This is a genomic window from Streptomyces sp. SID10853 (assembly GCF_010548145.1).
GTDB lineage: Bacteria > Actinomycetota > Actinomycetes > Streptomycetales > Streptomycetaceae > Streptomyces.
The window spans coordinates 43480-58494 of the sequence record NZ_JAAGLN010000013.1 but is presented as its reverse complement, the minus strand read 5'-3'; the positions used below and the strand labels follow the sequence as shown (position 1 = coordinate 58494).

10 protein-coding genes are annotated in these 15015 nt (G+C 71.0%); 5 read left to right on the top strand and 5 right to left on the bottom strand.

All coding sequences use genetic code 11. The features are described 5' to 3' along the window. Nucleotides 1–3118, top strand: a 3118-nt coding sequence (locus G3I19_RS05235; protein WP_164259963.1) for a BTAD domain-containing putative transcriptional regulator, incomplete at its 5' end; no start/stop codon positions are given. Nucleotides 3119–3127: 9 nt separating this feature from the next. Here the strand turns inward: G3I19_RS05235 and G3I19_RS05230 are convergent. The 3 genes from G3I19_RS05230 to panB form a co-directional block, all read right to left on the bottom strand. Continuing rightward, the gene (locus tag G3I19_RS05230) at nucleotides 3128–3964 is read right to left on the bottom strand and encodes an ABC transporter permease (RefSeq protein WP_164259961.1); all 837 of its coding nucleotides are present in this window, start codon (nucleotides 3962–3964) and stop codon (nucleotides 3128–3130) included. Further along, nucleotides 3961–5001, bottom strand: coding sequence for an ATP-binding cassette domain-containing protein (locus G3I19_RS05225; RefSeq protein WP_203599199.1), 1041 nt, complete (start codon nucleotides 4999–5001; stop codon nucleotides 3961–3963). The genes G3I19_RS05230 and G3I19_RS05225 overlap by 4 nt, the downstream gene beginning before the upstream one ends. Nucleotides 5002–5110: 109 nt before the next feature. Further along, nucleotides 5111–6022 (bottom strand): 3-methyl-2-oxobutanoate hydroxymethyltransferase, encoded by a 912-nt coding sequence (panB, locus tag G3I19_RS05220; protein ID WP_164259956.1) that lies wholly within the window; start codon nucleotides 6020–6022, stop codon nucleotides 5111–5113. Nucleotides 6023–6195: 173 nt separating this feature from the next. On the opposite strand from panB, the gene G3I19_RS05215 reads away from it, so the two are divergent. The 4 genes from G3I19_RS05215 to G3I19_RS05200 all read left to right on the top strand — a co-directional run bounded on the left by G3I19_RS05215 (nucleotide 6196) and on the right by G3I19_RS05200 (nucleotide 11074). Further along, entirely contained in the window at nucleotides 6196–7806 is a 1611-nt protein-coding gene (locus G3I19_RS05215; protein ID WP_164259955.1) for an MFS transporter, read from the top strand. Between the two features lie 25 nt (nucleotides 7807–7831). Further along, the gene (locus G3I19_RS05210; RefSeq protein ID WP_164259953.1) at nucleotides 7832–8458 is read left to right on the top strand and encodes a TetR/AcrR family transcriptional regulator; all 627 of its coding nucleotides are present in this window, start codon (nucleotides 7832–7834) and stop codon (nucleotides 8456–8458) included. Between the two features lie 161 nt (nucleotides 8459–8619). Beyond that, on the top strand, nucleotides 8620–9648 hold the full coding sequence (locus tag G3I19_RS05205) for an endonuclease/exonuclease/phosphatase family protein (protein WP_164259951.1): 1029 nt from the start codon (nucleotides 8620–8622) through the stop codon (nucleotides 9646–9648). Nucleotides 9649–9850: 202 nt separating this feature from the next. Continuing rightward, nucleotides 9851–11074 (top strand): MFS transporter, encoded by a 1224-nt coding sequence (locus G3I19_RS05200; protein WP_164259949.1) that lies wholly within the window; start codon nucleotides 9851–9853, stop codon nucleotides 11072–11074. On the opposite strand, the gene G3I19_RS05195 is transcribed toward G3I19_RS05200, so the two are convergent. Both G3I19_RS05195 and G3I19_RS05190 read right to left on the bottom strand, forming a co-directional pair. Next, complete coding sequence (locus G3I19_RS05195) at nucleotides 11046–12797, bottom strand: NAD+ synthase (protein ID WP_164259947.1); 1752 nt, start codon at nucleotides 12795–12797, stop codon at nucleotides 11046–11048. The two genes, G3I19_RS05200 and G3I19_RS05195, sit on opposite strands and share 29 nt — an antisense overlap. A 176-nt stretch (nucleotides 12798–12973) precedes the next feature. After that, nucleotides 12974–14926 (bottom strand): S53 family peptidase, encoded by a 1953-nt coding sequence (locus G3I19_RS05190; RefSeq protein ID WP_164259945.1) that lies wholly within the window; start codon nucleotides 14924–14926, stop codon nucleotides 12974–12976. Between the last annotated feature and the right edge of the window lie 89 nt (nucleotides 14927–15015).

Sequence of the window (15015 nt, the reverse complement as noted above, 5' to 3'; positions counted from 1 at the left end):
CTGGGAGGCCAGGCGGCTGGACGCGCGCCGGGTCGCGCTCGCCGCGGCCCTCGCGCTCGGCCGGGCCGACGAGACGCTGCCGGAACTGGCCGCGCTCTGCGCCGACCATCCCATCGACGAACCATTGCAGGCTCTGCGCATCCGGGCGCTGCGGGACGCCGGGCGGACCGCGGAGGCACTCGCGGCGTACGAGGAGGTGCGGCGCGGACTCGTCGAGCGCCTCGGCGCCGACCCGGGGCCCGAACTGCGCGCGTTGCATGCGCAGTTGCTGTCACCGGACGAGACTGCTCCGTCTGCTCCGTCTGCTCCGTCTGCTGCATCTGCTGGGCCTGCTGGGCCTGCTGGGCCTGCTGGGCCTGCTGGGCCTGCTGGGCCTGCTGGGTCTGCTGGGCCTGCCGAGTCCGCCGTTCCGGATTCGCCTGCTGAGGCCGCTGTGCCTGCCGGTGCTGCCAGTTCCGCCGGGGCGGCCGCCCCGGGTGGGCACACCCCGGCCCGGCCGGCCCCTGACACACAGACCCCTGACACACAGACCCCGGGCCCGCAGACCTCGGGCCCGCAGGACCCCGACCACGGCGCAGGCGGGCGCAGGCCCGGCAATCTCCGGGCCCGGCTGACCAGCTTCGTCGGGCGCGAGAGCGATATCGACGCTCTGCGCGGCGACCTCGGGTCGGCCCGGCTCGTCACCCTGCTCGGTCCGGGCGGGGCCGGGAAGACCCGGCTCTCCCAGGAGGCGGCCGAGGCGGCCGCCGGAGCCTGGCCGGACGGGGTGTGGCTGGCCGAGCTCGCCCCGGTGGACGACCCGGAGACCGTGCCCGAGGCCGTACTCGGCGCGCTCGGCGCCCGCCAGACGGTGCTGCGCGGCGCGGGCGTGGAGGAGATACGCGCCGCCGACCGGCATGCGGACGACCCCCTCACCCGGCTCGCCGAGCACTGCTCCCGGCGCCGGATGCTGATCCTCCTCGACAACTGCGAACATGTCATCGCCGCCGCAGCCACCCTCGCCGAGGAACTCCTCGCCCGCTGCCCCGGGCTGACGATCCTCGCCACCAGCCGGGAGCCGCTCGGGGTGCCCGGCGAAGTCGTACGCCCCCTGGAACCACTGCCCCAGCCGTCCGCGCTGCGGCTGTTCGCCGAGCGGGGCAGCGCCGCGAGACCCGGCTTCCGGATCGACGACGACCCGGCGGCCGCCCGCGAGATCTGCCGCCGCCTCGACGGGCTGCCGCTCGCCATCGAACTCGCCGCGGCCCGGCTGCGGATGCTCTCCCCGCGCCAGATCGCCGACCGGCTCGACAACCGCTTCCGGCTGCTGACCGGCGGCGCCCGGACCATTTTGGCGCGCCAGCAGACCCTGCGCGCGGTCGTCGACTGGTCCTGGGACCTGCTGGACGAGCCGGAGCGCACCGTACTGCGCAGGCTCTCCGTCTTCGCCGGTGGCTGCGGGCTCGCGGCGGTCGAGGCGGTGTGCGGCGACGACGCCCTGCACGTGCTGGGCTCGCTGGTCGACAAGTCCCTGGTGGTGGCCGCCCCTTCGGGCACGGGCGAGATGCGCTACCGGCTCCTGGAGACCGTCGGCGAGTACGCGGCCGAGCGGCTGGACGAGGCGGGGGACCGCCCCGACGCCGAACACCGCCATCTGGTGCACTACCGGGAGCTGGCCCGGCTGGCCGACCCCGAGCTGCGCGGGCACGGCCAGCTCGCGGCGATCGACCTGCTGGTGCGCGAGTACGAGAACGTACGCACCGCGCTGCGCCGGGCCGTCGCCGCGGGCGACGAGCAGGAGGCGCTGATCCTGGTGCACTCGCTGGCCTGGTTCTGGCAGATGCGCGATCTGCGCGCCGACTCCCGGCACTGGTGCGGCGCGACCGCGGATCTCGGCCCCGACCCCTTCGAGCCGCCGGTCGCGAAGGCCCCGCCGCTGCACGCGCGGTGCACGGACGCCCCGCCGCCGATGAGCCCCGAACTGCTCGAAGAGGCACGGCGCGGAGTACGGCTGATCCATCTGTCGTCCGCCGACCACGATTTCGACGACTGGACCACACCGGCCAACAAGGAGCGGCTCAGCCGGGTGGTGGCGGCCTACAGCCCCGGGCTGCCGCAGACCTGCCGGTCCCCGGCCTCGCTCTGGTTCTTCGCGATCATGCTCACCGGAGCCCCCGGCCGGCTGCGGGAGGTGCTCGACGACACGGTGCGGTCCTGCCGGGAGTTCGGATACGAGTGGGAGCTGGCCAGCGCCCTGCAGATGCGGGCCAACATACTGGCCAACCGCAGCGACTGGGCGGGTGACGCCACCAGGGACGCCGAGGAGGCCCTGGAGATCTTCATCCGGCTCGGCGACGCCTGGGGGGCGGCCGAGGCGCTCTCCGCGCGCGGCGAGGCCCGCGAGCGGCGGGGCGACTTCCAGCTCGCCGGTGAGGACTACCGGATGGCGTTCGGCTACGCCGAGCGGCTCGGCGCGCGGACCCAGGTCGCGGTGTTGCGGGCCAGATACGCCGGGGTGCTGCTCGAAGCGGGCCGGGACGATGAGGGCGAGACGGTCCTGCGGCAGGTCCTGGAGGAGGAACAGGGGCCCGACGTCGGGCACGAGGTCTGGCCGGTGGCCCGGATGATTCTGGCCATGTGGCTGGGCCGCGTGGGCAGGACGTCCGAGGCGCGCGCCGAACTCGGCCTGCTGCAGGAGAAGTTCATGAAGGGGCCGCTCGCGATCTTCGAGGGCATCGTGCTCGGTCTGATGGCCTGGCTTGACAACGAGGAGGGCCGGTACGCCGAGGGCCGCGGCAAGGCGTGGAAGGCGCTGACGCGGACGGGTGACCCGCTGTCGCAGATGGTGGCCCCGCAGATGCCCGCCACCCATCTGGTCACGTACGCCTGGGCGCTGGCGGGCCCAGGCGAGCCGGCGGACGCGCGGGACGCGGTGCGGCTGCTGGCCGCATCCGACGCGCAGCTGCCGCCGGGCCACTTCAGCGCGGCCACGGAGCGCGCCAACCGCGAGAAGGCCGAGGCGGCGGCCCGCGCCGCCCTGGGGGAGGCCGACTACGAGCGCGCGTACGCCGAGGGCGGCCGCCTCACGCCGGACGAGGCCGTCGCCCTGGTGGAGCGGTGCGAGCAGCCGTCGTCCTGAACGGCCGCGTCAGGTCTTCTTGCGGAACTTACGGATCGCAAGCGGCGCGGTGAGCGCGGTGATCGCCACCGACCAGCCGAGCGTCATCAGGACGGAGTGCGCGACCGGGCCGCCGTTCATCAGGTTCCGTGCCGCGTCCGCGAGGTTGGAGAGCGGGTTGTAGTCGGTGAACGCCTGGAGCCAGCCGGGCATCGTGGTCGGCGGGGCGAAGATCGACGATCCGAACTGCAGCGGCATCAGGACCAGCATGGCCATCCCCTGGACGGCCTGTGCCGTCTTCATGGTCAGTCCGAGCAGGATGAAGATCCACATCAGCGAGGCGCCGAACACCAGCGAGAGGCCGATCGCCGCGAAGAGCGAGAGCACCGATGTGTGGATGGTGAGACCCAGGATGAAGCCCACGGTCAGCAGGATCGTGATGGCGACCAGCATCCGGCCGATCTCGACGACGATCTTCGCGATGAGGACGGACGACCGGGCGATGGGCATGCTGCGGAAGCGGTCCATCACCCCCTTCTTGAAGTCGTCGTTGACCCCGGTGCCGACGGCCATGGCGATGTTCATGCCCATCATCGCCATCAGGCCGGGGACGACGTAGTCGACGTACTGCGTCTGGTTGCCCTTGCCCGCGATCGCGCCGCCGAAGACGAACACGAACAGCAGGGTGAAGATGATCGGCATCAGCAGGACGTCGAACATCGACTCCGGGTCGGCCTTGATCTGCAGCGCGTTGCGCCGGGCCAGTGCTCCGATGTGCCGGAGGTTGCCCCGCAGTCCGATCCGCCCCTCGTCGGCGGTCGCGGCCGGCACGGCCGGTGCCGGCTTCTCGATCGTTGCCGTGCTCATACCGCGGCCTCCTGGACCTGGTCGGTCTTCTCGTCGTAGCCGTCCTGCGCCGCGGTGGGCTTCTGGCCGGTGATGGCCAGGAACACCTCGTCCAGGCTGGGCAGATGGGTGCCGATGTTGGTGATGCCGAAGCCGCGCGAAGCCAGCAGCCCGACCACCGCGGTCAGTTGCTCGTCGCTGAGGATCGGCACATTGAGCAGGCCCTCGTCGGGCACCGCCTGCGAGCCGGCGACACCGTCGAGCCCGGCCTCGGCCAGGGCGCGTGCCATGGCGGGGAGCTGCCCGGGGTCGCTCGGCTGGATCTGCAGGGTGCGGCCGCCGACCTTCGCCTTCAGCTCGTTCACCTTGCCGTTGGCGATGACCCGGCCCTTGTCGATGACCGTCAGCTCGTTGGCGAGCTGCTCGGCCTCCTCCATGTACTGGGTGGTGATGAGCACGGTCGCCCCCTCCGCGACCATGCGCTGCACCTCGTCCCAGACCTCGTTGCGGGTGCGCGGGTCGAGGCCGGTCGTCGGCTCGTCCAGGTAGAGCACCGACGGGTTGCCGATCATCGAGGCCGCCAGGTCGAGCCTGCGGCGCATCCCGCCCGAGTAGTTCATCGCGGCCTTCTTGGCCGCGTCCGTCAGCGAGAACCGTTCGAGCAGTTCGTCGGCACGGCGCCTGGCGTCCTTGCGGGGCAGGTCCAGCAGCCTGCCGATCATGTAGAGGTTCTCCCAGCCGGAGAGCTTCTCGTCGACCGATGCGTACTGCCCGGTGAGGCCGATGACCCGGCGCAGCTGGCGCGGCTGGGTCAGGACGTTGTAACCGGCCACGGTGGCGGTGCCCGAGTCGGGCTGCAGCAGGGTGGAGAGGACCCGTACGAGCGTCGTCTTCCCGGCGCCGTTGGGCCCGAGCACGCCGAGGACCGTGCCCTCCTGGACGTCCAGGTCCACGCCGTCCAGGGCTTTGGTGTCCCCGTAGTGCTTCACCAGCCCCCGCACCTGTACGGCGGGTCCGCCGTTCCCGGGGTTCTTGTCGATTCGCGTCATGCCGACCATCAGACCAGCCGCCACTGACAAGTCACCGACAGAATGCCGACAGCCCGCCGATGGGGGATGTCGGCGGGCTGTCGGGCCGTGCGGCGGTGGCCTGGTCCGGACGGACGGATCAGTGGAAGGTGTGCTGTTCCTGCGGGAAAGTCCCGCCGACGACCTCGTCGGCGAACTCCTTCGCCGCGTCACCGAGCGTCCGGCGCAGATCCGCGTACTGCTTGGTGAAGCGTGGCACCTTGCCGCCGGTCAGGCCGACCATGTCGGTGTAGACGAGCACCTGCGCGTCGCACTCGGGGCCCGCGCCGATGCCGACCGTCGGGATGTGCAGGATGCGGGTGACCTCGGCGGCCAGCTCCGCGGGTACGAGTTCGAGTACGACCGCGAAAGCGCCCGCGTCCTGCACGGACTTCGCGTCGCGCAGCAGCTGCTGCGCGGCCTCCTCGCCGCGGCCCTGCACCCGGTAGCCCATGGAGTTGACGGACTGCGGGGTCAGCCCGATGTGTCCCATGACGGGGATGCCGGACTGCACAAGCAGCTCGATCTGCTGGTGCGAGCGCTCGCCGCCCTCCAGCTTCACCGCTCCCACGCCGGCCTCCTTGACCAGGCGCGTCGCGCTGCGCAGCGCCTGGACGGGGCCCTCCTGGTAGGCGCCGAAGGTCAGGTCGGCGACGACCAGGGCCCGCGAGGTGCCGCGTACGACGGCGGCGGCGAGCATCGTCATCTCGTCGAGGGTGACCGGGACCGTGGTGTCGTAACCGAGGTGGCAGTTGCCCATCGAGTCGCCGACGAGCATCACCGGGATGCCCGCCTCGTCGAAGACGGACGCGGTCATCGCGTCGTAGGCGGTGAGCATGGGCCACTTCTCGCCGCGCTCCTTGGCGCCGCCGATGTCGTGGACCGTGATGCGCCTGCTGCTCCGGCCGCCGTACAGCGCCTTGCTGTCGGCCGGCTTCTCCGCCGATGGGGCGCCGGGCGTACCGGCACCGGATGAGGGGGTGGGGCTCTGAGGGTTCAACGCGCGCGTCATCGCAACGCTCCTGTTCGTCATCTCGAGGCGCCCTGACGGCGTCCCCGGACCGCCTCCATGGTTGCACCCCACCATCGCCGCACGGAAGTGGGCTCCGCGCCCGCCGACCGCCGCCGGGTAAAATCTTTTCGATACGAGACGGTCTCGTATCGAAATTGCTCTACGCTGCTCCCATGACCAATTCCACGGGGCCGGTCGCAGCGCCCCGCATACCCGAAGCCGTCCACCGGCGCCGTTGGGCGATCCTGGCCGCGCTGATGCTGAGCCTGCTGATCGTGGTGCTCGACAACTCCATCCTCAACGTGGCGGTCAAGACGATCGCCTCCCCGGCGCCCACCGGGCTCGGCGCCACCCAGAGCCAGCTCGAATGGGCGATCAACGCCTACACGCTGGTCTTCGCCGGGCTGCTCTTCACCGCGGGCCTCCTCGGTGACCGCATCGGCCGCAAGAAGGTCCTGCTCTTCGGGCTCGCGGTCTTCGGTATCGGCTCGGTGTTCGCGGCCCTCTCCACCTCGCCGGCCGAACTCGTCGCGTTCCGGGCCGTGATGGGCCTCGGCGGTGCCTTCGTGATGCCCGCCACTCTCGCCGTGCTGATGAACGTCTTCGAGCGCGACGAGCAGCCCAAGGCCATCGGCATCTGGGCGGGCGGCGTCGGCCTGGCCATCGCCATCGGCCCCATCACCGGCGGTGTGCTGCTCGAACACTTCTGGTGGGGCTCGGTGTTCCTGGTCAACGTGCCGGTGGTGGCCGTCGCGCTGATCGCGATGGTGCTGCTGGTCCCCGACTCCAGGGACCCCCACCCGGGCCATATCGACCCGGTGGGCGTGAGCCTGTCCATCGTCGGTCTCGTGCTCCTGGTGTACGGGATCATCCGCGGCGGTGAACTGGCCGACTTCACCGCACCGTCCGTACTGCTGACCACACTCGGCGGCATCGCGGTGCTGATCGGCTTCGTGGTGTACGAGAAGCGCAGCAGTCACCCGGCCATCGACGTCACCTACTTCAAGAACCCGGCGTTCTCCGCGGCCGTCGCCGCCATCGCGCTGGTCTTCTTCGCGCTGATGGGCGTCACCTTCTTCTCCGCTTTCTACATGCAGAGCGTCCGCGGCTACAGCGCGCTGGAGTCCGGTCTCCTGCTGCTCCCGCTCGCCGCGGCCCAGATGATCTTCTCGCCGCGGGCCAGGCTCGTCGTCGAGCGGTTCGGCGCCCGCGCCGTCTGCACGGCCGGCATGGTGCTGGTCGCCGCCGGGCTCGGCTGCTTCGCGTTCTTCGGCGCCGATACGCCCGTCTGGGTGATGGAGGCCGTCTTCTTCGTCATGGGCACGGGAATGGCCCACATCATGCCGCCGGTCACCGTCTCGATCATGCAGTCGCTGCCCCGCGAGAAGGCCGGTTCGGGGTCCGCGATCAACAACACCTTCCGCCAGGTGGGCGGGGCGCTCGGGGTCGCCGTCCTGGGGTCCGTGCTGTCGGCCTCGTACCGGAGTGACATCCAGGGCCACCTCGGCGCGGTGCCGCCCGGTGCGCGCAAGGCGGCGGGGGAGTCGATCGAGGCGACGCTGGGCATCGCGGAGAAGCTCGGTCCCGCGGGCCGGACACTCGCGGGCCGTGCGGACACCGCGTTCCTGCACGCCATGCATCTGACGGCACTCGGCTCGGCAGGGGTCGCCCTGCTCGGCGCCGTCGTGGTGGTGCTCTTCCTGCCCGGGCGTCCGAAGGCGGCCGGCGGCGACGGAGCGGCGGCGGACGCCGTCCCCGCGTCGGCGACAATCGGTACGGACTGAACGGACAGTGAGAGGCGGAGCGGGCGTGCCCCCGACGGAACAGCAGAACAGGCCGGCCGAGCACCGGCGCGGCCGGCCCCGCTCGGAGGCGGTCGAACGGTCGATCGTCGAGGCCGTGGTGAAGCTGCTGGAGGAGGGCGTCCCGCTCACCCAGGTGTCCATCGAGCGCGTCGCCCGCACGGCGGGCGTCGGCAAGGCGACCATCTACCGCCGCTGGAAGGGCAAGGAAGAGCTCTTCATCGACGTGCTCAAGGACATCGAGCCCGTCGACCCCGAGCTGCCGGGCACCTCGGTGCGCGACGATCTGGTCGCCCTGCTCGAATCACTGCGCAGGCGGGGCCTCGCCAAGCGCTCGTCGGCCCTGCTGTACAACGTCTTCGCGCAGATGCAGAACTATCCGGAACTCTGGCGCGCCTACCACGACACGGTCGTCGAGGCCAGGCGCCGTACGGGGATGGAGGTCGTACGCCGGGGGATCGCCACCGGCGAGATCCGCTCCGACCTCGCCCCGGACCTGGTCAACGACCTCATCGTGGGGCCCATGCTGCTGCGCACCGTGCTCCGCCCCTACGCAGAGCTCGACGAGGGCCTGTCCGCGCAGGTCGTGGACGCACTGCTCGAAGGGCTCGCACCGCGCGGGAGCGAGGGGTAGCGCGCCGGAATATGCGCATTCCGTCACAGCCGGAACTCCAGGCGCCGCCTGCCACGTCCTCGTGACAGAAGGGCCGTGCCAACACGGCGCGGAAAGTGCCGTCCCATCGCTTAGTGTCAAGGGCGGGACGGCGTGTACGGCAAGGCAGCGAGGGCAACGGTATGGCGCAGGCGCACTTCACGGACACGGAGCACGGCAGCTCGGACCACGGGCATCCCGAGTCCGGTGCCCGGCGTCTGTTCGGCGGCCGCTGGAGGGGTGACCGCGGCATCTGGCGCCGCGGCATCGTCCTCGCGCTCTTCGCCGCCCTGCTCACGCTCACGATGCTCTTCCACGCCCGGATCCCCAACAGCGTCGGCAACCTCGGCAGCCTCACCGAGACCTTCCTGCCCTGGTTCGGTGTCGTCGGGATCCCGGTGCTGCTCGTCCTCGGGCTGCTGCGCCGCTCGGCCACCGCGCTGATCGTCCTGCTGCTGCCCGTCATCGTCTGGCTGAACATCTTCGGCGGGCTGATCTCCGACAAGTCGGCCTCCGGCGGCGACCTGGTGGTCGCCACCCACAACGTGAACGCGGCCAACCCCGACCCGGTGGGCACCGCGAAGAAGGTCGCAGCCTCGGGCGCCGACGTGGTCGCCCTGGAGGAACTGGCCGCGGGCAAGGTCTCCACGTACACGAAGGCCCTCGCGGCCACCTACCCGTACCACGCGGTGGAGGGCACGGTCGGGCTCTGGAGCAAGTACCCGATGAGCGCCACCGAGCCCGTCAACATAAGGCTCGGCTGGGTCCGTGCCATGCGGTCCACGGTGGCCACGCCCAAGGGCAAGGTGGCCGTCTATGTCGCGCACCTCCCCTCGGTACGGGTGAAGCTCGACGCCGGATTCACCGCGTCGCAGCGCGACGAGAGCGCGGACGCGCTGGGTGCGGCCATCAGGAAGGAGCCGCTGCACGATGTGGTGCTCCTCGGCGACCTCAACGGGACGATGAACGACCGTTCGCTGGACGCGGTGACCTCGCAGATGCGCTCCACCCAGGGCGCCGCCGGCAACGGCTTCGGCTTCAGCTGGCCCGCGAGCTTCCCGATGGCGCGGATCGACCAGATCATGGTCAGGGGCGCCGACCCGGTCTCCTCCTGGACGCTCCCCAGCACCGGCAGCGACCATCTGCCGATCGCGGCCCGCCTCAAGCTCTGAACGGCCGCGGGGCGCAGGAAGAGCGCAGGAAGAGCGCAGGAAGAGATACGCATCACTTCACGGGGCATTCACCTGCCGGAACAACGCGGCGGGGAGACTTTGTTCAGCAGGAGAACTTAAGCTGGTCTCTCCGTGCACCGTCGCACCGACGCACCACGCACCGTCCCCCGTGCTCCGCTCTCGTAAGAGAAGGTCTTCCTCCATGCCCCTGGCCCTGCTCGCGCTGGCCATCTCCGCGTTCGGCATCGGCACCACCGAGTTCGTGATGATGGGCCTGCTGCCCAACGTCGCCGACGACCTGGGCACCTCAGTGCCCACCGCGGGCTATCTCGTCTCCGCCTACGCGATCGGCGTCGTCATCGGCGCCCCGCTGCTCACCGCCATCGGCTCCCGTATCCCGCGCAAGCGGATGCTGCTGCTCCTGATGGGCCTGTTCACCATCGGCAACCTGGCGTCCGCCTTCGCACCCGGCTTCGGCTGGCTGCTGGCCGGGCGGGTGCTCGCCGGGCTGCCGCACGGCGCCTTCTTCGGCGTCGGCGCGGTCGTCGCGTCCGGACTGGTCGACGAGGGCAGGCGCGGCCGCGCCGTCGCCACCATGTTCCTCGGCCTGACCATCGCCAACATCGTCGGCGTCCCCGCCGCGACCCTGCTCGGGCAGCACCTGGGCTGGCGCGCCACCTTCGTCGTGGTCGGTGTGATCGGCCTGGTGGCGCTGGCCGCGCTGGCCCGGCTCGTTCCGTACGTCCCCGTCGACGCGCACCAGGGCCTGCGCCACGAGGTACGCGCCCTCGGCAACCGACAGGTCCTCCTCGGGCTGCTCACCGCTGTCTTCGGCTTCGCCGGGGTCTTCGCCGTCTACAGCTACCTCGCCTCGATCACCACCGAGGTCATGGGCTTCTCCGAGTCGTCGGTGACCCTGGTGCTCGCCCTCTTCGGGATCGGGATGACGCTGGGCGCGCTGGCCGCAGGACCGCTGAGCGACCGGGCGCTGCGCCCCACCGTGTACGGCTCGCTCGGCGGGCTGGCCGTCGTACTGATCGCCTTCGACTTCACCGTCCATGTGCAGTGGGCCGCGCTGGTCAGCGTGGTGCTCCTGGGCGCGGTCGGTTTCATGACCACGACACCGCTGCAGATGCTGGTGATGAAGAAGGCCAGCTCCGCGCCGACGCTGGCCTCGGCCTCCAACCACTCCGCATTCAACCTGGCCAACGCCGGCGGTGCCTGGCTCGGCGGGGTCGCCATCGCGGCCGGCTGGGGCTGGATGTCGCCGACCCTGGTGGGCGCGGTGCTCGCCGTGATCGGCCTCGCCGTCGCGGTGACCGCGGGTGTGCTGGACCGGGGTACGCCGAAGGGGGCCTCCCGCGTGGTCGCGGAAGGCCCCCGTACGGAGCGTGCGCTCAGCTCGTCTCGCGCCAGCGGTTCGTGATCGGCAGCCGCCGGTCCTTGCCGAACCCCTTCGCGGAGATCTTGGTGCCCGGCGGGTACTGACGGCGCTTGTACTCCGCGGTGTCCACCATCCGGAGCGTCTTCGCCGTCAGCTCCGGGTCGAAACCGGCCGCGACAATGGCGTCGAGGCCCTGGTCGGCGTCGACGTACCGCGCCAGGATCGCGTCGAGCACCTCGTAGTCAGGCAGCGAGTCCGTGTCGACCTGGCCGGGGCGCAGCTCGGCGCTGGGCGGCTTGGAGATCGAGTTCTCCGGGATCGGCGGGGTCTGGCCCCGCTCGGCCGCCGCCCGGTTGCGCCACTCGGCGAGCCGGAAGATCGAGGTCTTGTAGACGTCCTTGATCGGCCCGTACGCGCCGACCGAGTCGCCGTAGAGCGTCGAGTACCCCACCGCCAGCTCGGACTTGTTGCCCGGCGCGAGGACGATCTGGCCCTCCTGGTTGGAGATGGCCATCAGCGTGGTGCCGCGCAGCCGCGACTGGAGGTTCTCCTCGGCGAGACCGGTGAGCGCCAGCGAGTCCATGTACGCGTCGAACATCGGCGCGATCTCCACGGTCCGGTAGTTCAGCCCGGTGCGCCGGGCCAGCTCCGCCGCGTCGCCCCTGGAGTGGTCCGACGAGTACTTGGACGGCATGGACACGCCGTACACGTTCTTCGCACCGAGGGCGTCGCAGGCGATGGCCGCGACGAGCGCCGAGTCGATCCCGCCGGAGAGCCCGATCAGCACCGAGGAGAAGCCGTTCTTCGCGGCGTACGCCCGCAGGCCCACGACCAGCGCGGTGTACAGCTCCTCGTCGTCGTCGAGCCGGTCGGCGTAGCCGCCCGGCAGCTCGGCCGGGTACGCGGCGACCGGTTCGTCCGAGAGCGTCACGTGCTCGATACGCAGCCCGTCGGCGACCACGCCCGAGGGGACCGGGCCCGCGGCGGGCAGCTCCAGGTCGACCACGACGCAGCCCTCGGTGAACTGCGGCGCCCGTGCGACGACTTCGCCGTCCTTGTCGACCACGATCGAGTCGCCGTCGTAGACCAGCTCGTCCTGGCCGCCGGTCATCGCGACGTACGCGGTGGTGCAGCCGGCTTCCCTGGCCCGCTTGCGGACCAGTTCGAGGCGCTGGTCGTCCTTGTTCAGCTCGTAGGGCGACGCGTTGATCGAGACCAGCAGCCCGGCCCCTGCGGACCGCGTGGCGGGCACCCGGCCGCCGTCCTGCCAGAGGTCCTCGCAGATGGCGAGGGCGACATCGACGCCGTGCACCCGGATCACCGGGAGGGTCTCGCCGGGCACGAAGTAGCGGAACTCGTCGAAGACGCCGTAGTTCGGCAGATGGTGTTTGGAGAAGGTCAGCGCGACCTCACCGCGGTGCAGCACGGCCCCGGCGTCCCGCGGGGCGCCCGCGGGCTGCCCGTAGCGGGGCTGGGCCTTCTCGGTCCGGTCGAGATAGCCGACGACGACGGGGACCTCCCCGAGCCCCTCGGCGTCCAGCCGTGCGGCGAGCGCGCGCAGCGCGGCCCGGGACGCGTCGACGAAGGACGACCGCAGGGCCAGGTCCTCGACGGGGTATCCGGTCAGCACCATCTCGGGGAACGCCACGAGGTGGGCGCCCTGTCCGACGGCGTGCCGGGACCAGTGGACGATCGCCTCGGCGTTCCCGGCGAGGTCACCGACGGTCGAGTCGATCTGATTCAGTGCGAGGCGTAGTTGAGGCACGGGCCCAGTGTAATCGTCTCTCTGACGCGATGTCCTGCTGGGCGGGTGCGCGGTATGTCACTGCCCCGGGCCGTTCCCTCCCGGGGCCGCAGCGCCGCCGCCCCGCCCCCTCCCGTGGTCACGGGGTCGCAGGGGACGGGGCGGCGGCTGGTGCTGTGCTGTCCGCGGTGGCGGTGTCAGCGCCTGGCGTACGAGCTGATGTAGCTCCGGCCCGGGCTGCCGACGCCGGTCACATCGTCGTAGCCGACGGTGGCGACCAGCGAGGAGTCGGCGCCGAGCGTCCGCAGCGAGGTCAGCAGACCGCCGCTCGCGTCGACGCTGTTGGCGAAGTCCACCCGGACGACCGACTGGGTGCGGCCGGCGCCCAGCGGGTGGTCGGTGACGTCGTGGTACGCCGCCGTGCCGTAGCGGGAGTAGATCGACGGGTTGGCGAACCCGATCGGAACCCCGTGCTGCGCCTGCTGCGCCAGGGCCTGGATACCCGCGATGACCGGAGCGGCCAGGGAGGTGCCGCCGATGCGGTACTCGCTGTACTGCTGCGAACCGTCCGGGAAGGTCTGCGTCTGGCCGACCAGGAAGCCGGTGTTCGGGTCAGCGATCGCGGAGATGTCCGGGATGGTACGCATGGCCGTCTTGCCGTTGGCCTTGGCGAGCTTCCCGGGCACCACACCGCGCTGGTAGAACGGCTGCGCCACGGTCTTGCTCGTGCCGCCGCCCGCGCCGCCGTTGTAGCTGCCGGGGAAGGACGTCCAGGTCTTCTGGTCGTCCGAGAGGTTCGACTTCAGGGTGCCCCAGCCGGTCTCCCACTGGTACTTGTCACCCTTGCCCACGGCCAGCGAGGTGCCGCCGACCGCCGTCACCCAGGCGGAGTTGGCCGGGGTGTCGACCTGCTTCGTACCGGTGTTGGCGACCTCGTCGCCGTTGTCGCCGGTGGAGAAGTAGAAGCCGATGCCCTCGACCGCGCCCAGCTGGAAGACCTGGTCGTACGCGGCTGCGACGGCCGGGGTCTCGTTGGCCTCGATGTCGCCCCAGGAGTTGGAGACGATGTCGGCGAGGTGGTTGTCGACGACCTTGCCGAGCGAGTCGAGCAGCGCGTCGTCGTTGCAGGAGGCGGCACCGACGTACACGATGTCCGACTTGGGCGCCACCGCGTGCACGGCCTGCACGTCGAGGGTCTCCTCGCCGTACCAGCCGGCCGCGCCGCACTCGTCGATGTCGGTGTAGTCGCTCGGCAGCACCTGCGAGAGCTGGCCGGCCGCGTACTTGCTGTCGCCGTTGCGCTTGGCGTATTTGGCCGAGTCCTGCGCGATGGTCGGCGAAGCGTAGGCGTCCGTGATGGCGACCGTGACGCCCTTGCCGGTCTTGTTGCCCGCGCTGTAGGCGGCGCGCAGCTGCTTGCCGGTGTAGCCCTTGACGGCGTAGGGGGCCTTCTCGCCGTAGGCGTTCGGCAGCTTCTTGTTGACCTTCGAGCCGTAGTACGACGACATCGGCCCGGCGTTCTTGAAGACCGCGTCGGGCGGGGGCAGCGTCGTGGTGTCGTGCTTGACGTTGTGCGGGGCGTTGTCGAGGCCGGCGACCGTCAGCACCGCGTCCTGGAGGGAAGCGGGCGCGGAGGCCGTCGTCGTCGGGGCCCGGTAGGTCTTGCTGCCCTTGCGGTAGTTGTGCAGCTGGGTCGAGAACGCCTTCTCGGCCGCGCTCACGTCACCGCTGACCGACACGTAGTGCTGGTTCGAGCCGGTGACCTTCAGGCCCGACGCCTGCAGCCAGGCGGTGACCCGCTTGATCTGCTCGGGTGTGGCGCCGAAGCGCGCCTTGGCCTGCTTCGCGCTCAGGTACTTGCCGTAGGAGGCGGACTGCGGGTCCGACACCTGCTTCGCGTACGCGGCCAGGCCCTGGGCGTCGCGCCCGGCCAGATAGACGCGCGCGTTCACCTGGCCCGAGTTCGCGCTCGCGCCGCGGTCGGCCGACGCCTTCGCCCACTGCGGCTTGGTGCCCTGGAGCGTGTGGCGGCTGCCCGTACCGGAGTCGGCGTTGGCGCTGGGTATGGACAGAGCGAGCGCGCCGGCGAGCAGTGGCAGTGTCGCTGCCACGCTCAGCCCGGCGCGCATTCTTGAGCGGCTGGATCTCATGGAACCCCCTGTGTTGCGGTTCGTCGCAGGTACGCGTGTACGCCACACCTTGCCCGATGAACTGCTCATGCCAGGGGCATGCGATGACC